Genomic DNA, 18,164 nt, shown 5'->3' on the forward strand with positions numbered 1-18,164 from the left:
TTAAGCACACTCCTTATTACTTATATGGATTTAACAGTTGCTTTGTCTTGTCTGCCGACTAGAGAAGCGCGAGCGAGAACCACGGGATGTAGGTGAAGAGTTGGAGGCATATGATCATCGCTATGATGAACGGCACGAGCTTCTTCGCTATCGCTCCGACGCTTTGTTTGGATATAGTCGCCGATATGAACAGGTTGCATCCGTAAGGCGGAGTCGAGAATCCGATGGCGAGCGCGATGGAGATCATCATACCGAACTGTATCGGATCCATTCCGAGTTCCTTGACTATCGGAAGGAATATCGGCGTAAGGATTATCGTCGATGAGATGTTGTCGACGAAGCATCCGATGATGAGGAACACGATGTTCATGAAGAGCAGAACAAGGAATTTGCTGTGCGCGTAGCCGAGGATGAAGGAGCCTACGCGGATCGGGATTCTTTCCATCGCGAGGTACGACGCGAACGAAGTGGCTAGGCCTACCATGAAGAGCGTCGCGCCGATGACGAGGACGGCGTCCTTGAAAGCGGAGAGAGTTCTCTCGTAGTTTAGCTCTTTGTAGACGAACTTACCGACGATGAGCGCGTAGACAGTCGCGACGACCGCGGATTCCGTCGGCGTGAAGATGCCTCCGTAGATGCCGCCGAGTATTATGACGGGAACGAAGAGCGCCCAGATGGAACCGGCGAAAGTCTTGCAGACATGCTTGAAGGTCGGGATGCTCGACATGCGGGGATAGCCCTCTTTCTTACTGATGAAGTAGGAGACTATCATTAGCGCGATACCGATGACTATGCCGGGGATGATTCCCGCGATAAACAGGTCGCTGACGGAAGTTCCGGTGAGAACTCCGTAGACGACGAACGGAATGCTGGGCGGGATGATGCATCCTATCGTACCGGCGGAGGAAATGACCGCGGCGGCGAAGTCAGGCTTGTATTTCTTCTCGACCATCATCGGAACCATGAAAGAACCGATGGCGGAGACCGTTGCGGCCGCTGAGCCGGAAATGGCGCCGAAGAACATGCATGCGACTATCGTAACCATCGCGAGACCGCCTGTGATAAATCCGACGAAGCATTCCGCCATGTCGACTATTCTGCGCGAGATGCCGCCGTAGGTCATCAGTGATCCTGAGAGCATGAAGAACGGTATGGCGAGCATCGGGAAGGAGTCCATTCCCGTGAAGGCGTTCTGCGCTATCAGGACGAGCGGAAGGTGGCTGCACGAGAAGATGGTGACCGCGGTGGCGATACCAAGAGATATTCCAATAGGTACGGAAAGCGCCAGAAGGACGAAAAGCGTACCAAACAGTATTGCTATATCCATTACATCGATACTCCTTTCTTGGCTTCTTCTATCATCATCTCTTCTTCGCTGAGTTCCGGCTTGACTATCTCGCCGGTGCGCAGAATACCGATGATTTCAAAAACAAGGCGTATCGCCATGAAAATACCCGCAAGAGGGATGCAGAGGTAGGCCCATCCCATGCTTATCTGCATAGCGGTCGAAAGCTGTCCTGTCTTGACGACGACGCTGACGAGCTTGATCCCCTGGATGCCGAGGAAGATGCTGAAGCCGCACCAGAGCGTAAGGACGAAGACCTCGAGAGCGACGCGGGGTTTGCCCGTAAGTTTCGAAGACAAGATGTCGATGCGGAGATGTTTTCTGTTCGCGAGCGTGTAGTCCGCCCCGATCCAGATAAGCCAGATGAACATATAGCGCGCCGCCTCGTCGACCCACGACAGGGAAGCATGGAAGCAGTATCTGAGAACGACGTTCATAAATACTAGGAGCGACGAGATGAGTAAATTCAATACGAGGAATTTCTCTTCTAAATTATTAAGAAATTTGACCATTTTTTCGCCTCTTTCTCAGTTTTATCTGAAAGCGGTAGAATCAGGAGGAGGCGGATGCCGCCGCAGAAGCCTCCTCCTGTTTAGTTACGATTTAATTTGTTCTAGTTGTTCGCGCTGCGGGCCAGGTCGATAAGTTCCTTGCCGAGGACTGGTTCCATCTCGGCGTATACCGGCTGCGCGGCTTCTTTGAACTGCTTCATCTCTTCTTCGGTCGGATAGTAGACTTCGATGCCGTCCTTCTCGACCATTTCTTTCAGCAGGCGCTCGCCCTCCTTCTGCTGGTTGGCGCGGGAAGCGTCGCGGAATTTCGCCGCTCCGTCGAGGACGATCTTCTGGAGGTCTTCGGGGAGGCGCTGGAAGAAGGCTTCGCTCATGAACACGGCCGACGGGGCGTAGACGTGGTTGGTCATCGAGATGTACTTCTGGACTTCATAAAGCTTGGAGCTGTATATGAGCGTGATGGAGTTTTCCTGGGCGTCGACCGTCTTCTGGAGAAGCGCTGTGTAAAGTTCGCCGAAGTCGACGGGCGTCGGGTTGGCTCCGAAGGCTTTGAAGAGGGCGAGGTGGGCCGGTATCGGCTGGACGCGTATCTTCATACCTTTAAGGTCGGCGGGGCTCTTTACGGGAGCCGTGTTAGTGGTGATCTCGCGGAATCCGTTCTCCGGGAAGCAGAGAAGGCGGACGCCCTTCGGCAGTATTTCGTCGTTGAGAACTTTGCCGAGTTCGCCGTCGAGAGCCTTATAGGCGGCTTCTTTTGTATCGAAAAGATAGGGGAGGTCGATGACCTGAAACTTCGGCGCGATGTTCGCCGCGATACCGGGAGAGAGCATAGCCATCTCTATCGTGCCGAGCGTCATACCTTCAAGCATCTGGCGCTCGCCGCCGAGCTGGGCGTTCGCGTAGACGTCGACGGAGATGCGTCCGCCCGAGGCCTCTTCGACGTATTTTTCAAACGTGTCGTAGAAGGTGATGATGTTCGATTCTTTATCGGAAGCGCTGTAGCCGAACTTGATGCGGAACTCTTCCTTCGCGGAAGCTGAACCTACCGCGGTGACAATTATGCACAGGGCGAACAACAGAGCGGATAATTTTTTCATATAAGCAACCTCCCAATAGTTTTTCTTAAAATCCCATTGTCTTCCACACAAAAAGTAATGAATTCTTTTCCAGGCTTTTTTGTTTTAAAGATTTCTGCCGCTATCACCGGCTTCCTTCTTCTTTTTACCGTCCCGCAAGTCTGTGCAGGACGGTAAAAGAGATGTTATCTTTTATTCGTGATGCACTACGGCCTCAAGTTCTTTTTCTTTATTCGTAAGTTTCGCGACTTCTCTGAGGATATCTACTATTTCCGGGCTGAGCTCGATGCCGTCTTTGAGAGCTTTGGCGCGTGCGGCGCGGGACTTGTCGCCAGGCATGATGACAGGAAGCTCTGGGTCGAGTGCGGCCGTCTTTCTGTATTCGTTGATGATGTATTTAATGTGTTCTTTGACATGCTGAGCGTCGCCGAACATCGCGGGATCAATGGCCATAAAGAAGAAGCAGATGCCTTCGTGCGCGAGCGGGATGAATTTGCTCGGCGTGCCGCCGGCAAGCCCTCCGGTTAGGAGCTCGACGAGCATGGCTAGGCCGTAGCCCTTGTGTCCGCTCAGTATTTCTGTCGTCCCGCCGAGGGGGACGAGTCCTCCGGTGTGCGGATCCGGGCACTCGCTTCTGTCGTCGCCGTGGTGGAGGATCTCAAGAGCCTCTTTGAAGTCGGTGACTACGTTGCCGTTGCCGTCGATGATGACTTCGCGCGGGATCACTCCGCTCTCCGCGAATACCTGGCTGCGGACGAGCTTTCCGTGTGCCATTACGCAGGTCGCCATGTCGAGGTTGAACATCGGCTCATCGCCGGCGGTCGGGAAGGCGACGGTTATCGGGTTTGTCCCGAGGTTGCGTTCAGCGCTTCGGGTCGGGCACACGCAGCGCACTGTGTTCGTCATGGAGATGCCGATGAGCCCTTCTTTCGCCATCATCTCGCTCCAATGTGCCGCAAAACCGTAGTGGTTGGCCTGGCGGACGGTTGTGATGCAGACGCCGGTTTTCTTCGCCTTTTCTATAGTCTTTTTTACTGCGTAGTCGGCGATGCAGTAACCGACGCCGGAATGTCCGTCGAGTACGAGCGAAAGAGGCGTTTCGAAGACAGTAGTGGGGGCCGGGGCGTCGAGATGCAGATTTCCTGCGCGGAGGTGGCTGACGTAGGTCATCATCGCGGCGACGCCGTGGGAGTGTTTATGACGTGCGTCGGCTTCGACGAGGCATTCCGTGACGGTCGACGCCTGTTCGTCGGAGTAGCCGAGACCCATGAACATCTCTTTCGCGATCTTGTAAAGATCGTCGTACTTCACAACATAATCCCTCTTGCTCATAATAACAAGGTCCTCCTTTGTTTATTTCGCCTTTAACGGCACGTTTCTTGTAACTATGACTTCAGTCTCCGTCCCGGCGGGATTCTTCATTACGACGTCTCCTATTGAGAGCGGGGCCTGGAGTTTGATTTTTTTTATTTCGGCCATTATGTCGAACACTTTCGCGAGCGGCACGGGCTTTGTTAGGCGCACGCTCGCTTCAAGAAAATCTCCGCCGTCAACGAGGACGCTGGTGGAGAAGGTGCGCATCGGGTTCTCGATTTCCTGCTGGATCCATGTTTTGCCGCGCGGGCAGCGCATACCCTCTGCGGATATTAGTTTCGGCGGGTTGCCCTCTTCGTACTGTGTCTTTATGGAACAGCCGTTAGGGCATACGACGCAGATAAATTCTTTTTCGATCATCTTACGCGCACCTCCAGTGAGCTGATGCCGCTTATGTCCATCTTCCCCATGTCGACCCACACCATCTCGGCGGGATGGAGCCGCGTCTCTTTTCTCGTTTTCAGCACGCGGTCGCCGTCGCGCACTTCAATGACCTTGTCGCGCGAGGGAGCCGTCACTCGGAAGGCGAGTGATACGTTGTCGCCGTGCTTTATCCTCTGCGGCACGACGTAGCGCACGCCCTCTCCCGGCCTGACTGCGATTTCAGCGCCGTCTTCGGAAAGCTCCCCGGCGACGTAACGGGCCGCGTTTCTGCCCGCGCGCTCCGCCTCCATAGACACGAAGTCGACGAGGTCGTGGACGTGCAGTACGTTGCCGCAGGCAAAGACGCCGGGGATTTTCGTCATGCAGCTGTCGTCTACGTCGGCGCCCTGCGTAATGTTGTCGATCGCTACTTCTGCCTCGCGCGTCAGCTCGTTTTCTGGGATGAGGCCGACGGAGAGCAGCAGAGTGTCGCATGGTACGAAGCGCTCGGTACCGGCTATGGGGCGGCGCTTTTCGTCCACCTTGGCTACGGTTACGCCTTCGACGCGCCCTTTGGGGCCGTAGATGTCTACGACGGTCATCGACAGGTAGAGCGGAATGCCGTAGTCGTCGAGGCACTGGCGGATGTTGCGCTGGAGGCCGCTGGAGTACGGCAGAACTTCGAAGACGGCTTCGACTTTCGCGCCTTCGAGCGTCATTCTGCGCGCCATGATGAGGCCGATGTCGCCCGATCCGAGTATGACGACGTGCTTGCCGGGCATGATGTTCTCAAGGTTGACGAGGTTCTGTACGGTTCCCGCCGTGTAGACTCCCGCGGGGCGGTGTCCCGGAATCGAGAGCGCGCCGCGCGTGCGTTCGCGGCAGCCCATCGCTAGTACGACGGCCTTAGCCTCTATCTCTTTTATCTCCCCTTCGCGGCTGACGCGGAGCACCTTGTCTTTGGAAAGGTCGAGTACTATCGTCTTTTCCATCACTGGAATCTGAAGTTCGCGCACTTTTTTGATAAAACGGTCGGCGTACTCCGGGCCGGAGAGCGCTTCTTTGAAGGCGTGAAGCCCGAAGCCGTCGTGTATGCACTGGTTCAGGATACCGCCGAGTATCCTGTCTCTTTCGACGAGGACGATGTCGCTGCATCCGGCCTCTTTGGCCGCGACGGCGGCGGCGAGTCCGGCCGGGCCGCCTCCGATGATGACGAGGTCGTGTTTTTCGCGTATCATTACTTATCCGCTCCTTCCCTTACGTTGCCGGTAAAGAGATTGGAGCCGGCTTCTCTGAAAATATAATCGTCCGGCTTGAAACCGTATTCGTCGCGCAGCATACGGACTATCCTCGGGGTGCAGAAACCGGCTTGGCAGCGTCCCATTCCGTTTCTCGCGCGGTATTTGATGCTGACCAGGCTGCGCGCGCCGAGCGGGTTCTCTATCGCGTCGCGTATCTCTTTCTTCGTGATTTTTTCACAGCGGCAGATTATCTCGCCGTATTCGGGATTTTCTTTGACGAGACGCTCCTGTTCTTCTTTTGGGAGGTCGCAGAAATGGCCGGCGAATCCCGGACGTTCCGCGACGAAATTTTTTTTCTCCACAAGGTCGAAATGCCTCGCTGCGATGTCGCGCACCATCTCCGCTATGGCGGGGGCGCTCGTCAGCCCTGGGCTCTCGATGCCGACGATGTTTACGAAGCCGGGCAGTCCGTCCGCCTCTTCTATGATGAAATCGCCGTTGCCGCCTTCCTCCGGCGGCGTGCGCTTCGGACGGTTGCCCGCAAAGTTGCGGATGAAGTCGCTCATCTTAAGCTCCGGCAGCAGCTTCTGCCCTTCTCTTCTGAGATCTTCGAGCACAGGGGCTGTGACTTTATAATCTTCGGGGGTCTCGACGGGGATGTAGTTGGCGCTCGGCCCGATGAGTATGTTCCCGTCCACGGTCGGTGTGAGGTGTATGCCGAGCCCGGCGTCCTTTGCCCCGGGAACGGGATAGATGAGGGTCTTTATTGTCCCGTCGAGCCGTTTGTCAAGCACGTAGTATTCGCCGCGGCAGGGCCATATCTTGAGGCTGTCGCCGTGGTTGCCTTCATTCACGCCAGCCATTCCGCTTATTATTCCGCTGGAAAGCCCGGAGGCGTTGACGACGACCTGCGCCGAGAACGACGCGCCGTTTTCGGTCATTACGGTGAAACTTCCGTCGGCCTCTTTCGTTATCGACGAAACTTTATGTCTGAGGAAATATTTCACGCCGTTCGCGTGGGCGTTCTCCGCGAGCGCTATCGTAAGGCCGTAAGGAGAAATTATCGCGCTCGTCGGGCTCCATACGGCGGCTATCCCTTCGACGCCGGGCTGGATTTTCCTCATGGCCGCGTTGTCGAGCACCTCAAGCCCTGGAACCCCGTTTGCCGTCCCCTGATCCATCAGCCGCTTGATTCCAGGCAGTTCGTCTTCGTCAAGGGCGGTGGTCAGCTTGCCTATCCTCTTAATTTTTACTTTCAGCTCTGCACAGAGTTTGTCCATCATAGAATTGCCCTTAACCGCCAATTTAGCGCGCAGGGTACCTGCCTTGTAATGAATCCCGGAGTGCAGAACCCCGCTGTTGCGGCAGCTGGTTTCCATGCCGACGTCGGGCTCTTTTTCTAAGACCGCCACCGTCATCTGAAAGCGGGAAAGCTCACGTGCGATCGCGTTACCCACTACGCCGCCTCCGATGATAATGACGTTGAACGATTGTTTCACGACAACATCCTCCTAAAAAATCGTTGCTGGTCTACCATGGCATACTAGAAAAATTCGTTAGCTGGTATTATAATGCCCTTTGAAAAGAAACGCAAGGTATGCCTTGATCGACCAAAAGAATTTTTTTATAGTTTATGAATATGTGATAATTAAGCAATTATTTAATGTCGCTCTATGTATGTAAACTCAATACTCTTTTTGAAGGCATATTTTTACGGTGTTTGGGAATATCACGCTGTGGTAGGTGAATTTCAGTATTCCATTGTCGGTTGGATGAAGCTGCAAAATTCAGACGCCGTCGGCCTTCGTAAGTGTTTTTATGTGGTAAAGTATAAGCGCATGGTCAGAATATAATAAAAAATCAAACAGTTGGGGGTAATTCTTAGTGAATGAAAAGCGTAAGCAGGTCATTGAGAAATTACTGAGAGAGATACAAAACGGGAACGTCGTCAACAAGAACAAACTGCTTCCCGAAAGACAGCTCGCGGAGGTGATAGGCGAGACGCGGCCGGTTCTTCGCGAAGGGCTTATAGCGCTGGACGCTATGGGAGTAGTAGACATAAGGGACAGGCAAGGCATTTTTCTTTCTTCGCACGAGGAAAACAAAGCGAGAACGATGCTTCAGAAGGTACATGGATGGCCGGCTGATATTCTCTCGCGGGCTATGGAGGTGCGCCAGATAATCGAACCCATCGCCACCGGAATAGCGGCGTACCGGCGCAGCGAAAAGGATCTTGAAAAAATGCGCGCCTGTCTGCAGCACATGGAGGAGCTGTCGGAACAGGAGGGGCAGGAAGCCGCTGATAAAGGCGCTTACTGGAACACCGCGCTCCATACCATAATCATAGACGCCACCGACAACGCATATCTGTCGCGCATTTATGAAAGTGTCATCACAGCGATAGAGCAGGGAATGTCGATGATGCGCATCAATACGCCGCCGTCGGCGGAAGGCGGGCGCTTCGTGGCGTATCGCGAACATGTGGAGATATACAACAGGATCAGAGATAAAGACGTCTACGGCGCCGGGCTGTGCTCGGAACAGCATTTGCAGCACACGATAAACGCGCTCATACAAATCGGGCGCATCGTGCCGTCGTCGAATCTTTTTGAACAAAAATTTGCAGGCCGCTCCAGATAGCCAGCGAGATATTAAAGAAAGGGTTGAATGCAATGTTTTTTGACCGTCCTGTCCCGTACAAGCTGATAAAGACGAATTTCAGCGGATTTCCAAGAATGATAAAAATAAGGCAGAAATTCCCTGACGGCCATATAACCGACATCGACGGAGCCGTACGAGAAGAGATGGGCAGGCTGTCTCTGCCCGATTTGAATGGGAAGCGCGTAGCAGTCACGGCCGGCAGCCGCGGTATTCCGAATTTTATGGAATGCTGCCGCGCGATAGGACGCGAGCTGCGGGCCAGGGGTGCAGAGCCCTTCGTGGTTCCAGCGATGGGAAGCCACGGCGGAGGTACGGCGGAAGGCCAGAAGGAGACGCTGGCATCGCTTGGTATGACTGAGGAGACGCTGGAGATGCCGATTCTCGCGACTATGGATACTGCCGTCCTGGGATATTCCCCGGAAGGCGTAGAGATCAACTGCGACGCCAACGCTTACGGCGCGGATTACATCGTCGTATGCGGACGCGTGAAGCCGCATACGGATTTCCGCGGCCCGATAGAGAGCGGCTTGTGCAAGATGATGATAGTCGGCCTCGGCAAGCACCGTGGGGCCGTCTCTTTCCATAAAACCGGCGGATTGAAAGGGATGAGCGAACGTCTTCAGAGCTCGGCGAAAATTTTTATCGAAAAGACGAACGTACTTTTCGCAATGGCGATGATAGACAATGCATATCATCAGACGAAGCGCGTCGAGGCGGTGACGCCGCAGGATATTTTGACGCGTGAGCGCGATCTGCTGAAAGAGGCGGCGGCTGCGATGCCAAGGATAGCATTCGAAGACATAGACACTCTGGTCGTCGATCAGTACGGGAAGGAGATCAGTGGGGCGGGCATGGATCCGAACATTACGGGCCGTTTCCTCTTCGCGCCTGAGATGAAGGCCCCAGGTTATCCGCATCCGAACAAAATCGCCGTTCTGCGCCTCACGGAGATGAGCCACGGCAACGCCGCGGGGCTCGGCATAGCGGATTTCATTTGCAGGAAGTTCGCGCAAGAGCTGGATCTCGGCGCGACGTATACGAACAGCCTTTCGTCTCCTCTGTGTATGGCAAAGATCCCGATGGTCATGAACAATGACCTCGACACTATTTACGCCGCCGCGTCCGCGTGCGGCAAGGCAGATATAAAGGACGTCCGCATCGTCAGAATACACAACACGCTCGAACTCGACCATATATGGGCGTCGGAGAATTATCTGCCGGAAATAAGCGCGAACGCCAGCCTTGAAATACTCGAAGGCCCGTCGGAAATGAAATTCGACGGCGAAGACAATCTGGCCGATTTGGATTAGCCGCACGGCATAAAACGGCGCGGGGCGCGGCGGCTCCGCGCCGTTTTTTACCGGACGGCGTGTCAGTCAGTTTCAAAACGGACGCGCCGCGGCGTGTTCAATTATCCCGCGCGCATGCGGCAAAACTATATTGTATAGTCAATCATATAAACGAAACACATCATATCTCGTCATGCCGCGCTCCGACGCGGCATCCAGCGTCTTTAAATACCGTAATGTATTGGAATTTAGGGACACTGGATTCCGCGTCAAGCGCGGACTTCTATAAGATCTCTATATTCGGCTGCGCCTTCGCCTCGTCCAGAAGCGCCTCGCTGATTTCAAATTCGTCCAGTGCGAGGGTGCTGCGAAGGCGGACGATGCGCGGGCGTTCCATGTCTATGAAACGGCACGTTTTCACAGCCGCTTCCACGGCCTCTTCCTCGGTTTCCATTATCACAGGTATTTGGCAGGCCGTCGGGTTGCAGCAGGCAAAGCCGTTGGCGTACATCGCCTTGAGATCCAGTTTTTCAAAAAAACGGCGCGTGATGAAATCGGCGGTGTTGACCGCGATTCCGTTGCCGTGGCTGGCTTCGGTCAAATCGCAGACTACTATGCGCTGTATCTTCGGCCCTGTAAAGTTTTTCATTGGGCCTGCGCTGCTGCGCCCAGTTATATTCGGGTCCATTCCGGCGCCGCTTATGTCTTTTCCGAAATTTTCAACTATCAGCACGTCGACGGTTTCAAACGGGATGCGAGGGAAGAGCCGTTTTGATTCTTTAAGCAGTTCAGGCTCGCGCGAAAAAAGTTCGCCGCCCGGCACGGCTTCGATCAGGGCCGTATCGTCGTAAGCGTTTTCGACTATCGCGAGGCCGAAGCGCATATCCACGCAGGAAAGGACTTTTCGCCCCGCCTCTGGAATAATGCGGGCGAAGTCCGCCGTGCCGTACATGTGCAGCGTGTTGGCCCCTTTCGCCTTGCCGAAGCCGACGCACATCATCTTCACAAGTCCGCTCTCTATAGGGCCGGAAAAGTCAGTATGCAGCTTGACGCGGTTGACGGGGAGCACCCAGTCGGCTTCGAGCGCGGCTTTTGAAAAATAGACGGGAATGCCGGTTTCGCTTTCTCCGAGAAGCTCCGTTTCCATGGAATCGTCTATGGGAATCCCTATGGCTTCTTCCGTTATACCGTACGATGCGAGAGTTTCGCGCTGTCCTTCCGGCGTCGCGCCGCCGTGGCTTCCCATAGCGGGGACGATGAATGGCTTCGCGCCGCGCTCCGTCAGGCAGTCTGCCGCGGTTTTTACGATTTCGGCCAAATTGCGTATCCCGCGGCTGCCGCACCCTACCGCGACGCGGTCTCCAGAATGCACGAACCGGCCGATTTCCTGGCGCTCGAACTGTCCGCGGACGACGGAGCGAATGTCCTCTATCCTGCGGGAATCAAATTTCTGACGTATCCGTATCATATTCAAACCTCTTTTTACGAGATAAGCATATTGAGGAGAAAGGCCGGCCTTTCCCCTCTTTTTGACAAACATTGCCGCGCGGCCGGCCGCGCGCGAATTTCAGAACTTAGCCGGCTTTGCCCTCGGCTTCAAGTTCCGCCATAGATTCGACGCTTCCTTCTTCCGATTCTATCTCGGCCATAAGTTTCGCCTGCTCCTCGTCGGAGAGGTTGAACATGCCGATGTTGAACGCCGCCAGCAGGAGCGCGATGACCGGGCACATATAGCTGAGGGTCAGATACTTGAAATAGCCGCCGGCTCCGTAGATCGATACGCCGAGAGTAGCCATGTAGAAGGCTCCGGACTGTCCCCACGGGAAGAGGCAGGAGACCGTCGTTCCGACATCTTCAAGAGTACGTGAAAGGGCGGGAAGGCCGAGCTTGTTCTTAACGTAGCACTTTTTCCATGCCGCGCCGACGAAGACTGAGCTGAGGTAGGAAATGCCCGCGACTGCGTGAACGACGAATATTGCTATTTCAGCGGTGAAGACTGCTTTGACGCGCGTGTTGGCGAAATTCATGAGCGGCTCGACTGCCTTGTCTAGTATGCCGCAGCGAATCATGATTGCGGTGAGAGAGAAGCCGGTGTAGCAGATCATGACCGTGTTCGCCATCGAGATCATGCCTCCGCGGTTGAGCAGATATGAGACTTCATATAATATGTCCATTCCCTGCGGGGCGACGGTCGTAACTTTGAAGCCGCTTATCGCGGCGATCGTGCCGACCTTCATCGTAAACGCGGGCCCCTGGAAGACGACTCCGCAGATAACGGCGAGGGCGCTGGATATAATAAGCGAAGGGATCGGCGGCTTCTGCATCACGGCCAGCACGAGCAGTACGACGACCGGAAGGAGGAGCACCGGGGTCAGGTTGTATATTTCGTCAAGCTGAGCGATTACGGCGACGGCGGAATCCGGGGCTTCGGCGAGGCCGCCGGAATGAAGGCCGAGGACCGTATAAAAGATGATTGCGATCAGCCACGCCGGCATCGTCGTGTACAGCTGCGAGTAGACGTGGCTCCACAGGTCGTTTCCGACGCAGGCTGGGGCGAGGTTTGTCGTTTCGGACATCGGGGAAATCTTATCTCCGAAGATCGCTCCGGAGATTATCGCCGCAGCCATGATCGCGTCGTTGCACTCAAGTATGCGGCCTATCGTCATGCAGGCGATGCCGCCCGTGGCGACGGAGGTCCAGGAAGATCCGGTCAGCACGGAAAGCGCGGAGCAGACCAGCAGAGCGCTGACATATAAGAATTTCGGGCTGATAATTTCAAAGCCGTATTTTACCAGCAGAGGAAGCGTGCCGCTGAACATATTCGCGCCGAGATAAAGGCCGATCAGCCAGAGAATGCAGACCGTCGGAGCCAGATGTCCCAGCTTCGCCGAGATGGCTTTCTCCAGCTCAACCCACGTATAACCGAGGTTGTAAGCGAAAGCCGCCGCAATGATGGCGGCGAAAAGCATCGTAGCCTGCACCGGTATGCCGAGAACCATGGCTCCGATGACTATGCCGAAAACAAGAACGACGCAGAAATAGGCTTCCCCGTACGACGGGATCCGTTTTGCTTTGGCTGCTTTACCCATAAATTTCATCTCCTCTTGTGTGATTGATTGTATGCAGAAATTATTTCCTGACGCCGAGCGCGCCGATTATTTTGTCCAGTTCGGAGCGCAGCCCCGCCGAGCAGGGCTTTAGAGGCGTGCTTACTTCGCCTGCGTCGACGCCGATTTTCCTCATCGCGTACTTCATCGGTGCCGGATTTGTTTCAGCGAACAGCAAGTTGAAAAGAGGATAATATTTCTTCTGGAAAGCGGCGACAGCCTCGACATTCTTCGCCTTCGCGTCTTCAAACGCCTTGACCCAGGCCGCCGGTATCAGGTTGGCCGAAGCTATGACCGCCGCTTCCGCGCCGAACAGAACGTGCCCGCACATCATCAAGTCTTCGCCGCTCATGACCGTACATACGTTTCCTACGCTGTGGACGAGTTCGACGCAGCTGGCGAAAGCCGGAGAACATTCCTTGATGCCGCAGCAGTTCGGAACGTCCCCGGCGAGACGGGCGAAGGTTGACGGTTTTATGTCGGTGTGGTTCTTATATGGGATGTTATAAACTAAAAAAGGACTGTTAAAACCTTCGTCGAACTTTTTGAAGAAATCATAAATTCCGTCCTGCGAGGGCGTTACGTAATAGGGCGTGAGTACGAGCGGGACGTCAGCGCCCGCCTCGCGGAATAAGTTCGCCGCTTCCACTGAATCGCCTATTCCAGGCTCAAGCACCCCAGCGACTACAGGCACTCGGCCTGCCGCGGCGCCGGCAGCCGCCCTGACGGCGCGGACGCGCTCATTCATCGTGAGCGAAACGTATTCACCGCTGCCGCCCAGGACGAGTATCCCGCTGATTCCGCTCTCAATCTGCCAATCCACCAGCGATTTCATTTTCGCTTCGTCTACCGTGTTGTTTCCGTCGAACGGAGTGACGACCGCCGAAATAACGCCGGAGAACGGTTTGCCGTTGAACATAAATTTCATATCTGCACCTCCGTAATTTTGTTGCAAGCTTTAACCGTAGATGACAGGGGTCATCACAGAAGCTTTTATGCGCGCCTCCTTTCTATAAAAATCTTTACATACGCCGAAAATTCCATCGAAACGTGTTCGGCGTAGCGCATAAACCGCATTATAAATTTCTGCGTAACGTGCGGCGGCACTTTTTAATACATAAGGCAAAAATTTTAACAATAAGACACCTTACGATGTCTTATAAAAACACCGCTTTGAATATTTTTTGGTCTACCATGAATAATCAATTTTTCACTCTGTTATTATAACGTTTTGTTTTCTAATCCGTCAATTGCTGTTCTCTTGTACATATAAGTATTTTTAACGATATATATATCTTAGGTATTCGTATAAAACCTAACATAAAGTAAATATAAAATACTAAATTATAGATCAATTTTAATTATCGGTTATATTTTTTATGAAATATACATATAAGTATGCTACAGTATTAAGGGTGCAACATGCCGATTTTACAGTCAACCAAACGGAGATCTTCGGAATGAACAAAAAGCGAAAACAGTTGATTGAAAAACTACTTGAAAAGATTCAGAGCGGTGAAATTGTCACCGGCGACAAACTCATGCCGGAGCGAAAGCTGGCTGAGATTCTCGGCGAAACGAGGCCGGTGCTGCGCGAGGGGCTAATAGCGCTTGAAGCCATGGGGGTTCTCGATATCAGGGACCGTCAGGGGTTTTTTCTTTCTTCCGCGGAAGAAAGCGACGCGCAGAAAATGCTTCAGGCGGTCAGGAGCTGGCCGGCTGACACACTTTCGCGCGCGATGGAAGTGCGCCAGATAATTGAGCCGCCGGCGGCCGGCATAGCCGCGGCGCGGCGCAGCGAGAAAGCGTTGACGAAAATGCGCGAGTGTCTAGAAAAAATGAAAGAGCTCTCCAGCGAAGAGTCGGAGACTGCAAACAGGGAGGGCGCGTACTGGAACACGGCGTTTCATATAATCATAGTAGAAGCTACGAAGAACGCTTATATGTCGCGCATATATGAGAGCGTATGCGCCGTTATGGAGCAGGGGGTGTCCGTGATGAGGATAAACACCGACCCGAAGGACGCTGGCGGACGCTCTATCTCTTATAGGGAGCACGCGGAGCTTTACAGATTGATCGAGGCGCGCGACGTCAGAGGCGCCGAGCTCGCAGCGGAGGCGCACTTGAAAAACACTATCGCCGCTTTCGTAAAACTCGGACAGATTGCGCCGGCGGCCGATTTGTTTTCCCAGGGGTTTATCGGCCTTTTCCGCCGCGACGGCGTAAAGGAGACAGAAAGCGAATAAGCGCCGCTGCATGCATTTTGCACATGGCCGGTTTAATTTTCGCGCTGGTTTCGCAAAATCCGGCGCTTGACAGCGCGCGCGGCTCGTAGTATTATCCGCTTTAGTTACAAAAAGTGATAAAGATTTTCGAAGGAAAAGGAGGCCTGGGCGATGAGAGTTTTTGAGTTTGAGCGCTATTTTTATTACTCTTACGCTTATCCCCGCGCGTCACGCCTCGGGGCTTCCGGTGTTTTCTTCGAAGTAAAGAGCGCATAGAGCAATACTTGCGAGCAGCTTCAAAGGACCGCCGCCCTCCGGGGCAGGCGGTCTTTTTTTGCGCCGCGTGGAAAATAAAACTCTGGCAAAGTTATGAAAGGAGAATGCTGTATGTTTGGAATGGATTTGTGGGTGTTGTGCGCAGGGGCGTCGCTCGTCTGGAGCACGGTCTGGTCCGTCGCTTCGATCGTAAGGAGGGCGGTGAGGTAATGGCTTTTCTCGCACTTTGGGCGGCCTACGCCGTTCTTCTCGTCTTTATCGCGAAGTACTCAAGCAGCCACGACGCGCTGCTTCCCGGTCGCGTCGGAGTCGTCGTGCAGGCCCTCGCCTATGTCGCGACTTATATTTCCGCGGTCGCGCTGGTCGGCTTCGGCGGGCTCTGCTATATGTACGGCCTGCAGATGCTGCTCGTCGCTGCGGGCAACGTCTGGTTCGCTGCGTGGTTCGTCTACAGGTTCCTCGCGTGGCCGACGCGGCTGTGGCAGCGCAAGCTGAACGCGCGCACGCCGGCGGAGCTTCTCGCGAAGGCCTACAACGCTCCGGCGCTCCAGACTTTCATCGGCGCGATCTCGGCCGTGCTGCTCGTCGTCTACGGCTCTGCGGTCTTCAAGGGCGCGGCCTTCATGGTCGCGGGCGTCCTGCCGGTCTCGATGGAGACGGCGCTGGTCGTCCTCGTCGCGATAGTCGGCCTTTCGGTTATTTTCGGCGGGCTGCGCGGCGTTCTCTACACCGAGGCTTTTCAGGGGCTCGTGATGATAGTCGGCGTCGGCGCGCTGCTCGTTGCGGTGATGCGCGAGGTCGGCGGCCCGGTGGAAGGGCTCGCGAAGCTCGCGGCGCTGCCGCCTACGGAGGGCGCGAACAGGGGCTTTACGGCGCTTTCCGAGGGGGCCGGCGGCCTTAACGTCATTTTCCTCGCCGTGGTGACTTCGATAGGCATCTGGGCGCAGCCGCAGCTCATCCAGCGCCACTTCGCGCTGCGCAGCGTGGACGAGACGAGGCGCGCCGCGCCTCTCGCGGTGCTCGCGCTGTCGGTCGTCGTCGGCGGAGCGTACTTCGCGAGCGCTGTCTCGCGCGTCATGCTCGGAGACGGCATCACGAACCCCGACATAGTCCTCCCGACTCTCGTCAACCGCCTGCTTCCGGCCTTCGGCCAGCAGATGTTCGCCCTCGCCATCGTCTCCGCGGCGCTTTCGACGGCCTCGGCGCTGCTCCACATCGCGAGCGGCAGCCTCGGGCGCGACGTGTTCAAACGCGAGTTGAAGGGCTGGTCGTGGCGGCTGACGGTGCTTCTCTGCACGGCGGCGAGCGGCTACTTCACGCTCAAGAGCGGCGCGATAATCGCGATGATCCACACTACGAGCTGGACTCTCATAGCCTGCGCGATAATGGTTCCCTACCTTGCGCTGCTCGCCTTCGGCCCGAGGACCGGCGCTGCCGGAGTCATAGCGAGTTCTGTAGGCGGCTTCGCCGGCGCGATAGGCTGGTACCTTCTCGCCTACGCTCCGACGTCGGCCGCGGCGACGGGCCTCAGCGCTCCGGGAATGCTCGGCGCGCTGCACCCGATAATCCCGGGCGTCATCGCCTCGGTGGCCGTCTTCGCCCTCTGCGCGAAGCGCGCCGCAGCCCCCGCGGCGGTGAAGGCGTAGGAGAACGAGTTCGACTACACGGAAAGCGGCGGAGCCGGGGGCGGAATCTTCACTGTTCCGCTCCGGCTCTTTTTTATACTTCTTTGTCCGCACCGTTTACAGCGTCCGCGAAGATTCCTGAGTGTTGCCTGAACGACGCTGTCCGTCGTTTAGGCGTCCGACGTAGCGCCGCCGCAAGCCGAAAATATCAAAAAATCTTCTCCATGCGCGACCGGCTGTGCGCTCCGCCCGGCGCGGCGCGAAATTGCGAAATCCGCGGCTTCGTCTTAACGGCGCTGCGCAGCCGCGAAGCGCGCCGCCGGCGCCGCGCTCGCTGTTACGAAATGCCGGCCTTGGCGCCGTTTATATTAGTCAGTATAAATTAAAGCTATTTTTCTCTTTTTCAAGCGCTTTTAGTGATCTTCGAGACGCCCTTTTTGGCGAACCACGCTTCGGCACGGTCTGCTATGTCGCCCTGAAGGACGATTTTCCCGTCTTCTATGGCCGAGCCGCAGCCGAGGGCTTTGCGCAGCTCTTTAGCGAGGGCGGCCCTGTCGCCTCTGTAGTCCTGCGGAAGTATGACGAGCGTCACGGTTTTTCCTCCGCGTCCCGCGCGCTGGCGCTGGAGCGCGACTTTGGAAATTTTCGGCCGCTCCGGCCCGCCGGGCGTCGTTTGGGTGTGTGGGGATTTCTCCGCGGCGGAAGGCGGAGTCCGGGGCGCGGAGGCTGACGCCTCGGCTTGCGCTTCGTCCGGCGCGCTTTCCGCTGTTTTGCCGGAAACTCCGAGCAGAGCGCCTATCGAGAGGCCGAGCGGAGAGCCGCTTGCGAGCGTGAAGCCCTCGCCCTCAGTCATTTTTTTATTTTTTCTCTCTTTGTTCTTCATTTTTTTACACTCTTCTTTCATAAATTGCCTGTATTTTTATAAAAAAGCGTTCACGCTGGCGACGTAAATATTATAATAAACTTACCTGGAAAGAGGCGTTTCATGATGTTCCCAGCAAAACGCGCGCATACGCGGAACTCTTTCTGGCGGCGGTACGACGGTGCCGGGCCGCGCGGCTTCGGAAGGA

Annotated in this window: 15 protein-coding genes; 4 read left to right on the top strand and 11 right to left on the bottom strand. The window is 55.4% G+C overall.

The window, feature by feature from the left end; translation table 11 throughout:
- Window positions 1–58: 58 nt before the first annotated feature.
- From B5F39_RS07990 to B5F39_RS08020, 7 genes are all read right to left on the bottom strand, one after another.
- Window positions 59–1,327, bottom strand: a complete 1,269-nt coding sequence (locus B5F39_RS07990; protein WP_087365716.1) for a TRAP transporter large permease — start codon at window positions 1,325–1,327, stop codon at window positions 59–61.
- A complete protein-coding gene (locus tag B5F39_RS07995) occupies window positions 1,327–1,857 on the bottom strand; it encodes a TRAP transporter small permease (protein ID WP_087365717.1) in 531 nt (176 codons plus the stop codon). Before B5F39_RS07995 ends, B5F39_RS07990 begins: the two co-directional genes overlap by 1 nt.
- Before the next feature lie 101 nt (window positions 1,858–1,958).
- A complete protein-coding gene (locus B5F39_RS08000; protein ID WP_087365720.1) occupies window positions 1,959–2,954 on the bottom strand; it encodes a DctP family TRAP transporter solute-binding subunit in 996 nt (331 codons plus the stop codon).
- A gap of 171 nt (window positions 2,955–3,125) precedes the next feature.
- The gene (locus B5F39_RS08005) at window positions 3,126–4,265 is read right to left on the bottom strand and encodes an Ldh family oxidoreductase (protein WP_087365724.1); all 1,140 of its coding nucleotides are present in this window, start codon (window positions 4,263–4,265) and stop codon (window positions 3,126–3,128) included.
- 21 nt (window positions 4,266–4,286) lie between these two features.
- Window positions 4,287–4,667: a DUF1667 domain-containing protein gene (locus B5F39_RS08010; protein ID WP_087365727.1), complete on the bottom strand. Its 381-nt coding sequence runs from the start codon at window positions 4,665–4,667 to the stop codon at window positions 4,287–4,289.
- The gene (locus B5F39_RS08015) at window positions 4,664–5,908 is read right to left on the bottom strand and encodes an FAD-dependent oxidoreductase (protein ID WP_087365730.1); all 1,245 of its coding nucleotides are present in this window, start codon (window positions 5,906–5,908) and stop codon (window positions 4,664–4,666) included. Before B5F39_RS08015 ends, B5F39_RS08010 begins: the two co-directional genes overlap by 4 nt.
- Entirely contained in the window at window positions 5,908–7,410 is a 1,503-nt protein-coding gene (locus tag B5F39_RS08020) for an NAD(P)/FAD-dependent oxidoreductase (protein WP_087365733.1), read from the bottom strand. The genes B5F39_RS08015 and B5F39_RS08020 overlap by 1 nt, the downstream gene beginning before the upstream one ends.
- A 385-nt stretch (window positions 7,411–7,795) precedes the next feature.
- Between B5F39_RS08020 and B5F39_RS08025 the strand changes: the two genes are divergently transcribed.
- Complete coding sequence (locus tag B5F39_RS08025; RefSeq protein ID WP_087365737.1) at window positions 7,796–8,551, top strand: FCD domain-containing protein; 756 nt, start codon at window positions 7,796–7,798, stop codon at window positions 8,549–8,551.
- A gap of 95 nt (window positions 8,552–8,646) precedes the next feature.
- The gene (locus tag B5F39_RS08030; RefSeq protein WP_143330693.1) at window positions 8,647–9,882 is read left to right on the top strand and encodes a hypothetical protein; all 1,236 of its coding nucleotides are present in this window, start codon (window positions 8,647–8,649) and stop codon (window positions 9,880–9,882) included.
- Between the two features lie 262 nt (window positions 9,883–10,144).
- Here the strand turns inward: B5F39_RS08030 and B5F39_RS08035 are convergent, their stop codons facing one another.
- The 3 genes from B5F39_RS08035 to dapA all read right to left on the bottom strand — a co-directional run bounded on the left by B5F39_RS08035 (window position 10,145) and on the right by dapA (window position 13,896).
- Window positions 10,145–11,329 carry a DUF362 domain-containing protein gene (locus B5F39_RS08035; RefSeq protein ID WP_087365743.1) on the bottom strand — a complete coding sequence of 395 codons (1,185 nt, stop codon included), beginning with the start codon at window positions 11,327–11,329 and terminating at the stop codon, window positions 10,145–10,147.
- 106 nt (window positions 11,330–11,435) lie between these two features.
- A complete protein-coding gene (locus B5F39_RS08040) occupies window positions 11,436–12,950 on the bottom strand; it encodes a Na+/H+ antiporter NhaC family protein (protein ID WP_158095987.1) in 1,515 nt (504 codons plus the stop codon).
- A 40-nt stretch (window positions 12,951–12,990) separates the two neighbouring features.
- Window positions 12,991–13,896 (bottom strand): 4-hydroxy-tetrahydrodipicolinate synthase, encoded by a 906-nt coding sequence (gene dapA / locus B5F39_RS08045; RefSeq protein ID WP_087365749.1) that lies wholly within the window; start codon window positions 13,894–13,896, stop codon window positions 12,991–12,993.
- A 532-nt stretch (window positions 13,897–14,428) separates the two neighbouring features.
- On the opposite strand from dapA, the gene B5F39_RS08050 reads away from it, so the two are divergent.
- Together B5F39_RS08050 and B5F39_RS08055 are read left to right on the top strand one after the other, a co-directional pair.
- Window positions 14,429–15,214, top strand: coding sequence for an FCD domain-containing protein (locus B5F39_RS08050; RefSeq protein ID WP_087365753.1), 786 nt, complete (start codon window positions 14,429–14,431; stop codon window positions 15,212–15,214).
- 464 nt (window positions 15,215–15,678) lie between these two features.
- A complete protein-coding gene (locus B5F39_RS08055) occupies window positions 15,679–17,115 on the top strand; it encodes a transporter (protein WP_087365756.1) in 1,437 nt (478 codons plus the stop codon).
- 382 nt (window positions 17,116–17,497) lie between these two features.
- On the opposite strand, the gene B5F39_RS08060 is transcribed toward B5F39_RS08055, so the two are convergent.
- Window positions 17,498–17,977, bottom strand: a complete 480-nt coding sequence (locus tag B5F39_RS08060) for a translation initiation factor (RefSeq protein ID WP_158095988.1) — start codon at window positions 17,975–17,977, stop codon at window positions 17,498–17,500.
- Window positions 17,978–18,164: the final 187 nt, after the last annotated feature.

It is taken from the genome of Cloacibacillus sp. An23, from assembly GCF_002159945.1.
GTDB lineage: Bacteria > Synergistota > Synergistia > Synergistales > Synergistaceae > Caccocola.